This is a genomic window from Methylotuvimicrobium sp. KM1 (assembly GCF_044788715.1).
Taxonomy (GTDB): Bacteria; Pseudomonadota; Gammaproteobacteria; order Methylococcales; family Methylomonadaceae; genus Methylotuvimicrobium.
Window position 1 is genome coordinate 1 of sequence record NZ_CP173171.1, and the last position, 13610, is coordinate 13610.

A 13610-nucleotide genomic window follows, 5' to 3' on the forward strand; every position below is an offset into this window, starting at 1 on the left:
ATGGGATTACAGGATCGAGACTATTACAGGGAACAACTCCGTTATCAGAAGCCTCCCAAAAAAGGCGGAGGAAGCCTGAAATACCTGATTATCCCTGCGCTTATGCTGGCCACGCTTTGGTTCGGTGCCGACGCTTTGTTGAAGTATCAAACCGAAGAGCGAATCAAAGCCTCCCTCCTCATTGAGCCCATAACCGGCGGCGTCGTTCTGAAATCGGACCGGCAGGGGCATTTCAGGGGCGTTGCTCTGATCAATGATGTTCCCATGCCCTTTATGATCGACACCGGCGCGACCAAAACCGTGATTCCCGCAAAAATGGCAACCGCTGCGGGTTTGCCTTTCGGCCGCCCCATTCAAACAAGCACGGCCGGCGGAAAAGTCTATGACAGTGAGACACAAATAAGTAGCCTGAAAATCGGCAATGCCGAAATCAGAAATCTCGACGCTCATATCAACGACCATATAGAGCAAGTGCTGATCGGGATGAACACTTTGAAGCATTTCAGCATGACGCAAAATGGGGATACTTTGACACTGACGGCCAACAATCAGGTCACAGACAGATTACCTATCGAGCCGACCGTCAACTTTGACAGCATTTCGGCACAACAGCCCGCGAGAAGTCCGGAAAAAATCATCAAAAGACTGATCTGCGACGAAAACCAGAATTGCAAAACGTCTTACAGCGACCGATAAGGACACGCATGAAAACATACAAGATCATTTTCGGCTTGATGGCCTTTGGCCTAACAAGCCCGGCAATGGCCGATATCGAAACCGAGCCTCATCCGATCGACCTCAAATACGAGGCCTGCATGGAAAAGACAAACGATTATCCGGCGATGATGGCTTGCGTTGAAACGGCCAATTCGGAATGGCAAACGGAGATGACTTCGATCTATGGGAAACTGCAAAGCCGGTTAAAACCGAAAGACCATTCGACATTGCAGAATGCCCAAAAGGCATGGCAGGCATACCATGACGCTGAATTTGCTCTTTATAATGCGATGCAGGCCGGCGAAGAAGTTGACGCTTTTATGTTCGCCGAAAAGAAAATGCGGGTGATCGGAGATCGGGCGAAGGAGCTGCAGAGCTTCAGCGATTATGTGTTTTTGGCGGAGCCGGAACAGTGAATTAGCCAATTTGGTAGACTGTTTCCGACCCGCTGCTGTCTGTCGCTCGAAGTGATTCAATGTCGGCGATTAGATCATTAGCAGCCGTTACGCACTATCATTGATGATATACGGAAAGAAAAATCTCATGCCAATCAAAGAACTATCGTATAGAAGAGCGTTAATGGGTGGATATACTGTTAACAGCTTAATAACTTGTTAGGCTTTTAGGATAATCACAATGCAAAATATTCAACCTCCACCAGATGTATTTTTTTCCATTCCTACAGACTTGCCAATTCCGTTGGATGATGGTGCATGTGAGCATTTGGAAAACATGCGGATGCCCAACGTTTACCTATGGTCAACCGATGATCAAGAAATCAATCTCTCCAGCTTGTCCGGTTGGAACGTAATTTTCTGTTATCCAATGACAGGTCGCCCCAGTGTTCCCATCCCCGAAGGCTGGGTTCAAATTCCCGGTGCTGCTGGATGTACGCCCCAAGCATGTTCATATCGTGACAATCACGCTGAACTCAAACGTAATGGCGTAGGCATTTACGGCATAAGCACTCAAACATCGGAGGCACAAAAAGAAGTCTCTAATCGTTTGGGGTTGCCTTATCCGCTTTTGAGCGATGCCAATCATTCTTTTTCCTCAGCCTTGAAATTGCCTATGCTTGAAGTTGGCGTTTCAAAATTGATCAAAAGGCTGACGCTCATTCTTAAAGATGGAGTGATAAAAAAATGCTTTTACCCTGTATTTCCGCCCGATAAAAACGTTGTTGAGGTGATAGCTTGGCTCTCCGAAAACAAAGCCTAACCTAACGTTCGAGCGGGACTGCCGCGAAGCAGCCCGCGTCAGCCCCTCAACTAAACGTGTGTCCCTTCATGCTAAATTATGTCTAACAGTGTCCCATCGTTTTTCTGCTCGTCATTTGAAGGATCCCGAAAAGCCCAACCATGACTGCAACAGTGCTGGCGACCAATACCCCACCGGTAGTCGTAATCCACACTCCTGAGACCATTAGCCCTACTGATGCGATTACCCAAATATAATCGCCTGTTGAAAAATACAATATCAGTTTTTTTTGTGGCAGAGGAACCCTTGACGCCCAAAGCAGATGGAGACCATTCAGTATCAATAGAATCCCTAGAATCAGGATGTATAATTGAGGGGCTGGTGACGCGCCACCTAAGAAATTTGCCACCAGGCTAGGTTGCAGAGCAAATACCACTCCGAAAGCTAAACAGCTAATAGCGTTTGCTCGCATAACATTTTTTAGACTTAACATAATTACTTCTCCTATGTACACTTGGTTGACATAGAGCATAATTGCTGAGGAATTTCATGTCAACTAGGTTTACAAAAAGAGGGGTTCCATTGGTGGAATCTCAGTCATTGCAGCTCATTCAAAGCGCATCAAGGCTAAACGATGTAATTACAAAATATCTTTCTCAGCGCCTAGTGGAAAAGGGTTATGCGTCGCTCACGCCGTCACTTCTTTCTTTTCTCAGTATTCTCGAGTGCGGAGTGAACTATGGATCAGAAATAGCTCGAAATTTAGGCGTAACAAGACAAATGGTCGCGAAAACTGTGAAAGAGCTCTGCCACTTGGGATATCTTGAGCAAATAGATAGCACTGGGAAGCAAAAGGAGATTCACTTTACAGAGACTGGCGAATACCTCATGTCAGATGCCAGACAGTTGCTAGCCGAAGTGGATGAAATTCTATTTAAGGATGTAGATGCTAGAACACCACAAGCAATAATTCGCGAGCTTAATATAATGATTTGTGCAGTTAATGATCGCCGACACATATAACAATCGGCTGCACAGTGACCGATTTTCCGCCGCTTCGCGGAGCCATCGGGTCAGATAAGGAACTTGAGCATGTCAAAACGATATACGGTATTAAACGTAACGCCATCAAGCAGGCGCTTAGGCGCTCCTTATGTGACCCGTTAGGTAATAAATAAGATGAAGAATCTAGGAAAAGCCTGGGTTGTATTGGAAGAATCGTATCATTCTGAGGAAAAACGATTAATTACAGTACTTAGCCCAAGAAAAACAGTAGCCTATGTCGCAGAGTACATCGAGCAGGCTTATGTTGATCGCTATGCCAGTTTCGATGAAAAAATTGTGTTCAAGAAAGACAAAAAGAAATCACCTTTTCGAATCGAGCGTTACATGATCAATGACACAACAATTAGCCATGGGCACGATCCAATGTTTAATGCTTACTATGCACACAAGCTAGAGCGTAAAGGTGAAAACTTCTTATTTCATTACCGAGTATACAAAGGTGATTTAGATAATAGAGAGGTTACGGAGCACATAGGGGAGATCAAAATTGCCTAACAAGGCAAATCAACACGAACGATCGGGTCAGAGGAGGCCGAAGCCTCCGTCTGCCCACAGAACCGTGCATACGGGTCCGTACACGGCTCCTCACGTAAGATAGACCCATTGAGTCACGTCAAACCAGTGCGCGAGCTTTTGGTCGGATCGGATGGTTTGTCCTTTAGCCTCGATAAACCACTTATTAGGGTAAGCTCTGGACACCGCTACTGTCTTGCTCAGTGCCCAGCGCTTCCGGTGGGTAAAGGCTACGGCTGCGGCTTTCGGTGATACCCCTCTCTTGATCAGTGTCCGGTAGAGAAACCTCCTCCGTTTTTGCTGGTCAACCAGCCTCGCTCTCAGTCGCCGCCGGATATGGGCTTCTATCTTGCCTAATTGCGCAGGGTATTGGCTTAGACTGTAATAATTTGCCCAGCCTTCATACCATTGGTTAATCGACTTTAGGGTTGTTTCCAGATCCTTGTGGGTTCCTCGTGGCGTTAGGGCTTTGACTTTATCCATGGCCGTTTGCAGGGCTTTTCGCGCGATCGCGATCGTCCCGTTCACTACCGTAAAGCCCAAAAACTTTACCTTCTCTGATCTCGCCACTTGACTTTTCTCCCGGTTCACCTTGAGCTTGAGCTTCCCTTCGATGAACTGGCTGATCGTTCCCATCACGCGTTCCGCCGCTTTCTGCGACTTCACGAAGATGTTGCAATCATCGGCGAACCGGCAAAATGCCAAGCCGCGCTTTTCCAGTTCTGTATCCAGTTCGTCCAACACGATGTTACTCAGCAAAGGGCTTAGTGGACTGCCCTGCATCGTGCCTTCTTCGCTCCGGACCACTATGCCGTTGATCATAATACCGCTTCGCAGTGTGAGTCCGATCAGGCGCAGTATCCGTTTATCGGTGATTCGCTGGCCCATTCGGGATATCAACCGGTCATGATGGATTCGATCAAAGAACTTCGATAAATCAATATCCACCACGTACGGTTTGCCACCGGTGATGATAGTTTGTGCCGCTTGTACCGCTTGATGTTGACTCCGCCCAGGGCGAAAGCCATAACTGTGCGGCGAAAAATGCGGCTCAAATACCGGTTCCAGTAGCAACTTCAGTGTCGCTTGCACCACCCGATCTCGCACCGTCGGAATGCCCAGCAGTCTGACCCCGCCATGCGGCTTGGGTATTTCCACTCGGCGTACCGGCGCGGGTTGATAAGTCCAGTTGATCAATTCCTGTTGCAACCGGCTTAGCTCTTCGTCTAAACGGGCATCGAAATCCGCAAGCGTCACTCCGTCTATGCCGGGTTTGCCTTTGTTTTTCTTCACCTGTTCAAATCCCACGTTCAGGTATAACGTTGAACACAGGTTTTCGAAAAGTCTTGTTTCCTCAATGTGTTGATTCAAATCATTCATTTCACTCGTCTTTGCAGAAGGTTTTCACTAATCTCGCACGGTGGATTCGTTCACTTTATACGTCGTGAATAGTCCACCGCTCCTAGTTGGCTGATCTCGACCCTCCGGTCTTTAATTAACGATTGAACCACTTACGTGTTCCACCCTTCGCCTCCAACGTCCTGTCTCTGGTTCGATGTTTTACCCTCTTCCATGTCACCATGAAATCATCGGCATCGACTTTTACGACTACTACGGCTTCATCTGCAGACCCTCGACTCATCACGTCCGCATTACTGCTGCGCTTAGGGCTTAAGGAATCGCAGTTATTCCGACCCAAGCCGACGGCCCTTCACTGGGTAAGGTAGTCAACCTTGTCTCGATCCACCTACCTTCAATACAACCACAGGTTACGGTGAGAATATCGGGCTTTGGTGGCTCCGGGCACCTTACCCACTGTGGCTGCCTTACGAAGGTTCACTTGCGTTTAGGTGACCGATTTGGCTCCAGCTTCCTTCAGATTCCGCATTGGCTCCCGATAACCGTGCTTCCCTGTTGGGTAGCTACCGGCAGTTTCTTTGGACACCCTTGCCTTCGCCTACACCTTCCCTTCTCACAGGGCAATGGCTGGACTTTCACCAGCTTGCTGACTACCATGCCAGTCGCACCAGTACTCGCTAACGCTCGCATTGCTCCGGTTATTTGCGGCGTTGAACTTTCCTTCATTGTCAGTTTAGGTGCGTGGCTAGATTTCTCTGAATAACCGCTTTACAAGGACGACCAGCCACCCATACGAAACCGGTGACTGTCTCTTGATAGCCGAAATCTGAAACTCAACGCACAAAACCCGCAAATCGGCCAGTCCGGCTTAAAAGCCTACCTCCCTGTACGCTTTTAAACTCGGCCCGCCCGAATTGCTCACGCCCCCGAGCCGGAAGCGCCCGAGCATTAGCCATCCATGGCCGCGCGGCACACACGTCCGTGTGAGTGCCGCCCCACCTTTGGCCGGCACGGTTCAACGCCCCCGGTACTTGACCATCGCCCGCCGGGAGCCCTAGCCGCGTCAAATCCGCCACTCGTTTGGCCAAGCGCAATACGTCCCTGTATTGCCCCAATGGCCAAACGAATGGCTCAGTCTTTCCTTTTCCGGACGTGCGCGGGTATTTGCCTTCCCTGGCCTCGCGGCGAAGACATCCCTGTCATCGCCGCCCGAAGTCTTGTCGCTCTGTTTATCGCTCGCTGGTACCCAAGCGTTGCTATCCCTGCGCGTCCTGCAATCCCTGCTCCGGGCATCCCTGCCCTCGCTAAAATCGACCGCTTACCGGCAATTCCCCGCTTTCCGGAACCCGGCTGCTTGCGCTTCGGTCTCGCTGGAAAACTCGACGATATTCTCCGGCTTCATCGCGTCATAGCTCGGGCAGCCGGCTGGCAGATGATAGATTTTGCTGTTGCGGTTCCCCCGGATCTTTCCGGAAGCGGAAACAGGTTTGTTCTCCGGAGATGCCGGGTGACTTGCGGGAATCTTGCTGACAATTCCGTCGGCGGTGTTCTTGTGTCCAAGCGACCACTGGCGTTGGCCAGTCACGAACGGGTTGCTGTGGCCCATGCGTGACGCAATGCGTCTATCCCGTTCCCGCTCCCAATCGCTGACCGGAAATTGTTTGTCCCACGCCATCAATAGCTGTTGCTGCTGGCGGGACATCCTCATGTTGTAGCGGTCGTGCATGTAGAAATAGATACGCGCGATTTGGCCTTTGACCTCATCGCGGGGTTCGGCCACACGATCTTTGAAATCGACTTTGAAGTCGCAAGCGCCGTGCTGCTTGGGCGTTGACGGCAACATGCCGAAATTGTAATTGCTGCGGTTTGCGTTGACCTCGCCGACCGATGGCGTCCGGTTGTGTAAATCGGCTTCCATCGCGTTGAACACCGGATCGGTGGCATTACAGTTCTTCCGGCCGCCGTTCTGCCAACATTGCCGGGCCCTACCGAAGTTTGAGGCTGGTACGATATGCTCCCCATTCGGTCCGGATTGCCCTGTTTGACTGGGACCGTATTTTGTAGCCGCAGGATTCGAGATCAACGCGGCCGCCGGATCGTCCGACCCACTGCCAGTTACAACCGCAATAGAAGGTACCCGCTTGGGTTCGATCGTGGTAGACGTATTGCCGGGCTTCGGCTTTGGCTTGATCGAAAGTTTGTGGTGCCGCGAAAGCCTGGAGAGCGGAAAAGAAAAGCAGAATGCCGATGGTTCTGGCTGTGTTGCTCAATGTTGTTGTTACCCGTTAACCGGAAAAAACGGGCCATCTTACAGGAGAATAATGATGACCATAAGGATCCATGTAAAAATGAACAATAGAGCTATTGAAATTGATACAAATGCCCATAGATCATCGAATGGCATTCTTATCTAAAACCAGATTCCAAAAGTCCGTTTTGATTGTCTACTTAGTCTGGATGCAGGTCTGTAGAACAAAATTCAGTGTCGCCTAATTGCAATGGATAATGAAGAATGAAGCTAACCCTCATCAAGGCTCAAGTTTGGAAGTACAAATCGATCGACGATTCAACACCGGTTGATCTTAGCAATCATGTAACAGTACTCGTCGGTAAGAATGAGTCTGGTAAGACTGCCTTTCTTGAGGCACTGCACAAATCACTGTCACTAGGTACAGCAAAATACAATTATGTAGCTGACTATCCACGCAAAGAATTCACCCGTTACCGTCAACAACATGAAGGTAAAAAATATCAGAAAGTTGTTGAGCTTACTTTTCGGATAGAGAAAGTTTTAGCGGATAAAATTAATAAAGAGGTTTTTGGTGGGGTAGCAATTGTAGATCCACATACAACCTTTACACGCTGCACGACTATCGGAAACACAAATACCATTGATTTACATATCGATCAAAAATCGGCACTTTCTGCAATTCAAAAGCCTTTAATTGATTTGGAACATGCAACTGATGTTTTTAAGGATGCTGAGACGCTAGCAGATGTACTAACCAAGATTGAAGAGTTAGGCCTACCTCCCGACAACAAGTTAGCTATTTTCGCGGCTGAATGGCGAAGCCGGGAAAATAAAGCTAATAATTGGAGCTTGATAGATGGGCATATTTGGAAAGCCTATTTGTCCCCAGCATTACCCAAGTTTTTGTATTTTGATGACTACAAATTGCTCGAAGGCAAAATAAACCTACCTTCATTACAAGATCGCGAATCCTCTGGACAGCTGACAGATGCCGATGAGACGGCACTTGGCCTATTGGAATTAGCCGGTACTTCACTGCAAGACTTGATCAGCGACGAAGGTTATGAGACTGCTAAGGCTGAACTGGAAGCCATAGGTTTAGACATCACCCAAAAGGTTTTCGAATTTTGGAAACAGAACCAAGATCTTGATGTTGAATTCGATCTTAAAGCTGATCCAAAGGACACATCGCCATACAACAACGGGGTAAATCTATACATACGTATCAAAAACAGACGGCATGGTGTGACCGTACCGTTTGATCAGCGAAGCAAGGGATTTATCTGGTTTTTTAGCTTCCTGGTTTGGTTTGATGCTGTTCAGTCACGCGTAAATACAAATAATGACCTGATATTATTATTGGATGAACCAGGCTTGAACCTACATGCGCTTGCTCAAGCCGATTTTCTTGCTTACATTCGAGAGTTATCCACGCAACACCAGATAATTTACTCGACGCACTCTCCTTTTATGGTCGATAGTGCTCATCTTGAAGATGTTCGTGTGGTTGAGGATCGACTCAAAGAGGGAACAAAGATTACCCGCGAGTTGGCTGGTTCATCAGACGAAAGTATTTTCCCATTGCAGGCAGCTCTTGGTTATTCGATTGCACAAAATCTATTTATAGCTAAGAAGAATCTTTTAGTCGAAGGTCCTGCCGATTTGATTTTGTTGCAGCATATGGGTTCACTATTGGAAGCAAATGGTAAGCAGGGACTTGATGACGCCATCTTAGTACCTGTAGGTGGGTTAGACAAACTTGCAACATTTGTAGCCTTACTTGGAGCAAACAAACTCAAAATTGCTGTACTACATGATCGAGCAAGTACACCTCATCAGAAACTTGAAGATTTGATTCGACAGCGGTTGATTGAGAGAAAACGAGTGCTCGATTTCTCGATGTTCTTGGGTGAGTCCACGAATGAAGCTGATATAGAGGATTTACTCCCTATAGAGCTTTATATTGATGCCTTCAATGTCTCTTATGCTAATGAATTAAAATGCAAAACACTTACAGTTGCAGAGCTTGATGAGCATCCGAGAGTTGTAGAACGCATTAATAAATGGCTAAAACAAAATGGAATTGCTTTGCTTAAAGATGGTGGCTTCAATCATTACCGTGTTGCTCAAGCCGCTTTACCAAAACTGACTACTGAGTCGCTTAAACCAGAAGATCTTACGATTTTTGAGAAACTGTTTGAACGTGTCAGCAAGGCATTTTGACTGATTAGCCTATTCTCGTAAATGTGAGGGATTGATGGCCGGTTAAACTGAATTGCAGACATGGTAATCGGCAGCAACGGTTCGTTTGCGAACCCTCGACCTGTAACATAAGCAACCCGGCTCCTGGCTCCTGGCTCCTCATAGAAGTGTTGTCACCCAATTTCACATCTTGAGGCGGGCGAACAATTCAGCAAATCCGCCAATCGTCCGGGCGAGCGCAATACGTCCCTGTATTGCACTACGCCCTCCCGAATGGCTCAGTCTTTTCCATCCCGTAGCATGCGGGTATAAGCCATCCCTGGCCGCGCGGCACACACGTCCGTGTGAGTGCCGCCCAAACGTTCATTGCGCTTAATATCGTTCTTAGCACCCGACAAGTTGCTTTCCCTGCGCTTCGCAATCCCAATGAGGCGTGCCGTTGGCACCAGTATTTAAAGTCCGCCACCTCTCCCACCCACCAAAGCCCTGATCCATCCTTTTCCAGAGTTTCTTTTCGGGCTTGGTTTCTTCGCTTTTCCAAGCGTTCTTTGCAGGGGCTTTGGCGGCCGGATGTCGTCGGCTCTTGCCTTCAGAAATTTGGGAGAAGCATGGGGGAAAGTGTCGCAAGTTGCGACACTTTTAATGACGTTTCGGAAAATTTTACTCTTCGCTTTGGACCAGGTCTTCGAGGAAAACCTTCAGCTTCTGCTCTTGTTCGGCGTTCAAGACGCTTGTATTTAGCTTTACGGTGATGTGCTTTTCGGTCCTGGCGATATTGCCGACCTTCTTGCCGTCCCTGATCAAGTTATGCGCGTCCTGGATATGACTGTCTCTGGTTTCGTGACCCTTGAGCTTGCGTGCGACATAGGCCGCTATCTTGGTTTGGTCCAGGTCGCTGCTCAACAGCAAGTCCCACGCTTCCGCCAAATAATCGTTGACGGCCGGATGATCCTTGTTCTCGTTCAAAAGCCGCTTGATGTCATTGGCCGCCGATCTCGACAATAAACGCGGATTCTTGTTAAGGTCCTCTATAATAAATGCGGGTAGGTCGTCATAAGCGTAATAGCGGTACATATCCTGGCGGTTAAGCCCTAGCGACTCTGCCAGCTTTTTCTTGGTCGGAAAGGCTTTTTCGACTTGCTTCAGGGCGATGCCGATTTCGTAATCGCTCAGATCCTCACGGTCGATATTTTCTGCCAGCGCGAATACCGCCATATCGCTATCGGATATCTCCATGACCACGGCATCGATATGGCGCCGCTCGATTTGCTTATGCGCCCGCCAGCGGCGCTCACCGGCGGCGATTTGATAGCCGTCGCCGGTTTTCCTGAGCAAGATCGGCTCCAGCAAACCAACTTCGGCGATCGACTGGGCCAATTTGTCTAATTCGTCTTGCGGGAAAATACGGCGGGGCTGGTACGGGTTCGGCTCAATCTTTCCGACTAGAACCGAAACCAATTCCCGGCCTTGATCAAAATTGACGGATTGTTCCGCCGAGGCATGACGCTGCGTGTTTTCCTGCAGCTTTTTCTCCAGCATTTTTTTGATGTCTTTAGCCACTTAGCCGGTTCCTTATACAAGATTGAGTTGTTTGGCGATCACGTCGGCCAGCCGTTTAAATTCCCGAGATACTTTGCAGGTTCGATCTATGTCATGAACGCTCGTTTGCGCTATCGCGGACTGATTTACCTTAGTGCTGGTCGATATGCGGACATCGATGAGTTTGCCGATTTGCTCCTTGGCCGAAGCTTCGATCAGTTTGCAAACCGTTTGCCGTGCGTCGTGTCGGATCAATAAAGCGCCGATCAATTCCAACTCAGGATTGATGCGCCTGATTTTTTCGACTAGCCTTATTAAATCAGTAACGCCGTACATCCCGTACTGGGAACCGGACTCGATCGGAATAATTAAATGCGTGGCGGCGGCCAGTGCGTTACTTGTGAGTAGTTTCAGGCTGGGCGGGCAATCGATCAGGATAACGTCGTAGATGCCGTGAAGGTGGTTTATTTTTTCGCGCAGCTCTTCGGAGGGCCGTGGGGCTTCATCCTTCAATTCGTCTTCTGCTTTGCCGAGATTGAGCGAGCCGTAGATCAGAGAAACGCCTTCGATGTTAGTGTCATCGTAGATCGATTGCGGCAGTTTCTCGACCTCCGACAACAGCAGTTCCGCGCAGGTAACCGGAACTTCGCTCGGGTGCTTCTTGCCGATATGCAGGCTGGCGTTGGCTTGCGGATCGAGGTCGATCACCAGAACTGACAGGTCCATTTTCGCCAGCTCTGACGCAAGATTGACGACTGTTGTGGTTTTTCCGCACCCGCCCTTGTGATTTGCGACAGCGATTACTTTTGTTCTACTTGTCATTTGTGTTCGATTTATTTAATTTCGTGTTAAGTATAAAGATTATAGCGGGTAATGCAAATCACGCCTTTAAATCTAAAAAACCATTTTTTCCAATAAATACCTGTAGATTGACATAATTTAGCCTGATATCGATTTTGTTTTCTCGCTGCAACGTGCACGGTCGACAAAAAACCGTATTCATTGTTATCGAAAAAGTGTCGCAAGTTGCGACACTTTTTCGAACGATAAACCTGGAAATGAATATGCCATACCTAAAGCTCCTGGCCTTCATGCTCTTCGCTTCATCTATTTCGGCGGCACAGTTAGATTCTGTTCTAACAAACATCATACCTGGCACAATCACCTTCATCGGCGAAAGCCATCATCGAATCGAGTCGCCATTATTGATCAAACGATTGATTCACAGCGCTGTCGGCAGGCAAAAATGCCAGATTCTGGCGTTAGAGATTGGCAGCGACCAACAGCCGGTGATCGACCAAGTGATGGCGGATGAGAAACCGGTCGGAGCGATCGAGATATCGGAGACCATCGATCATGAGCCATTCCGGACCGTCATCGCTTACTTTGCCAAGCTGAAATCGAACGGTTATTGCCTCGACGTGGTTGCGATCGACGCCGGGGCCGATACCCAGGTTGAACGTAACGAATGGATGGCAGCTCGGCTTGCCGGATTGCCGAAAGATAAGCCAATCATCGTCTTGGTGGGCGCATTGCATACGCTCAAAAAAGTCGCTTGGACGGTGTCAACCGGCAAACCTTCGGTTGCTGAAATTTTGGCCGGAAAGGGCTTTCGCGTGAAATCGTTTCCTCAACGCTGGATACCCGGGGAATGTCCGGGGAACTCCATCCGGCAGCATCGCTTTGTCGGTGCATCTGATCCGGAGGCGGCGACTATTCTCAACGAAAGCTTGTTATCGTTGCTCAACGCGAAACCGGCGATATCGGCCGAGGGCGTGGTGGACGGGTTTATCGTGTGGGGGTGCGACAGTCCGCCACGCGGCGATTCGTCACATTCCGGAGTAGGGGAGGTCAGATCGAATTTGTGCAACTCAATCGTTGATGCGATTAGCTTGCGTAATCGCACGTTTCAAAGTTAACATTCCTCCAATTCCGTTATCGCTAATCTGAGCTACGCAGACACATACTTTTAGATATTGACATTATCAAAAGAGCAAATAAATGAACATGAAAAAAAGCAATTGGGCGGCTGCCAGCTTAATTCTAACGCTTACACTTATAAACGGGACCGCACAGGCGGCGTTGCATGATAGAGGTAACGGTTTGGTCTATGATGACGTATTGAACGTAACGTGGCTGCAGAATGCAAATCTGGCTGCTACCGAATCCTTCGGTGTAAGTGGTATCAATGCCTTAGGTGTAGATAATGGATCTATGCACTGGGAAACTGCGAATAGTTGGATAAGTGCAATGAATGCATACGATAATGATGCAGGTTGGTTGGGCTACAACGATTGGCGCCTGCCGACGATAAGTCCTGTGAACGGTATAGCATTCAATCTTAGTATAAGCGTTGACGGTTCAACCGACATTGGTTACAACATAACCAGCTCAAACTCCGAACTGGCTTATATGTTTAATGTGAATCTTAATAATGTGGGTCAGTACGATACCTCTGGCGGTCTTATCGGATGCTGGCCAATTTGCTTACAAAACACCGGTCCGTTCGAAAATCTCCAAGCAGGATCACCTTGGATTTACTGGTCTGGCGTCGAGTATATGCTCGAACCCTATACTGATAGCGCGTGGTCGTTCATTACCCATGGCTACTATCAGGGCTTAGGTAATAAGGCACAAAAGGGTTACGTCTGGCCGGTTCGCCCTGGAGATGTTACCGTGATTCCAATACCAGGCGCAGTTTGGTTATTCGGCTCAGGCTTGTTAGGCCTATTGAGATTGCCTCGGCGTGGCAATATATGATAATTGG

General features: G+C 48.5%; 11 protein-coding genes and 1 pseudogene. 8 read left to right on the forward strand and 4 right to left on the reverse strand.

The annotated features are described in order from the left end of the window. The 5 genes from ACINK7_RS22510 to ACINK7_RS22530 all read left to right on the forward strand — a co-directional run bounded on the left by ACINK7_RS22510 (position 1) and on the right by ACINK7_RS22530 (position 3474). Positions 1–696 (forward strand): TIGR02281 family clan AA aspartic protease, encoded by a 696-nt coding sequence (locus ACINK7_RS22510; protein WP_404361570.1) that lies wholly within the window; start codon positions 1–3, stop codon positions 694–696. An 8-nt stretch (positions 697–704) separates the two neighbouring features. Beyond that, entirely contained in the window at positions 705–1133 is a 429-nt protein-coding gene (locus tag ACINK7_RS22515; RefSeq protein ID WP_404361571.1) for a lysozyme inhibitor LprI family protein, read from the forward strand. A 220-nt stretch (positions 1134–1353) separates the two neighbouring features. Beyond that, entirely contained in the window at positions 1354–1935 is a 582-nt protein-coding gene (locus ACINK7_RS22520; protein WP_404361572.1) for a peroxiredoxin, read from the forward strand. 528 nt (positions 1936–2463) lie between these two features. After that, positions 2464–2937, forward strand: coding sequence for a MarR family winged helix-turn-helix transcriptional regulator (locus ACINK7_RS22525; protein WP_404361573.1), 474 nt, complete (start codon positions 2464–2466; stop codon positions 2935–2937). Positions 2938–3093: 156 nt separating this feature from the next. Beyond that, positions 3094–3474 carry a hypothetical protein gene (locus tag ACINK7_RS22530; RefSeq protein ID WP_404361575.1) on the forward strand — a complete coding sequence of 127 codons (381 nt, stop codon included), beginning with the start codon at positions 3094–3096 and terminating at the stop codon, positions 3472–3474. Positions 3475–3564: 90 nt separating this feature from the next. On the opposite strand, the gene ltrA is transcribed toward ACINK7_RS22530, so the two are convergent. Both ltrA and ACINK7_RS22540 read right to left on the reverse strand, forming a co-directional pair. Next, positions 3565–4872: a group II intron reverse transcriptase/maturase gene (gene ltrA, locus ACINK7_RS22535; protein ID WP_404361576.1), complete on the reverse strand. Its 1308-nt coding sequence runs from the start codon at positions 4870–4872 to the stop codon at positions 3565–3567. A gap of 1297 nt (positions 4873–6169) precedes the next feature. After that, a pseudogene (locus ACINK7_RS22540) lies at positions 6170–7100 on the reverse strand (endonuclease). 263 nt (positions 7101–7363) lie between these two features. Here ACINK7_RS22540 and ACINK7_RS22545 point away from each other — a divergent pair. Next, on the forward strand, positions 7364–9325 hold the full coding sequence (locus ACINK7_RS22545; RefSeq protein WP_404361577.1) for an AAA family ATPase: 1962 nt from the start codon (positions 7364–7366) through the stop codon (positions 9323–9325). Between the two features lie 639 nt (positions 9326–9964). Here ACINK7_RS22545 and ACINK7_RS22550 read toward each other — a convergent pair. Next, entirely contained in the window at positions 9965–10864 is a 900-nt protein-coding gene (locus ACINK7_RS22550) for a ParB/RepB/Spo0J family partition protein (protein ID WP_404361578.1), read from the reverse strand. A gap of 12 nt (positions 10865–10876) precedes the next feature. Then, positions 10877–11665, reverse strand: a complete 789-nt coding sequence (locus ACINK7_RS22555; protein WP_404361579.1) for a ParA family protein — start codon at positions 11663–11665, stop codon at positions 10877–10879. A gap of 236 nt (positions 11666–11901) precedes the next feature. On the opposite strand from ACINK7_RS22555, the gene ACINK7_RS22560 reads away from it, so the two are divergent. Both ACINK7_RS22560 and ACINK7_RS22565 read left to right on the forward strand, forming a co-directional pair. Then, the gene (locus tag ACINK7_RS22560) at positions 11902–12762 is read left to right on the forward strand and encodes a hypothetical protein (protein ID WP_404361580.1); all 861 of its coding nucleotides are present in this window, start codon (positions 11902–11904) and stop codon (positions 12760–12762) included. Between the two features lie 82 nt (positions 12763–12844). Then, positions 12845–13603: a DUF1566 domain-containing protein gene (locus tag ACINK7_RS22565; protein WP_404361581.1), complete on the forward strand. Its 759-nt coding sequence runs from the start codon at positions 12845–12847 to the stop codon at positions 13601–13603. The last annotated feature ends 7 nt before the right edge of the window (positions 13604–13610 follow it).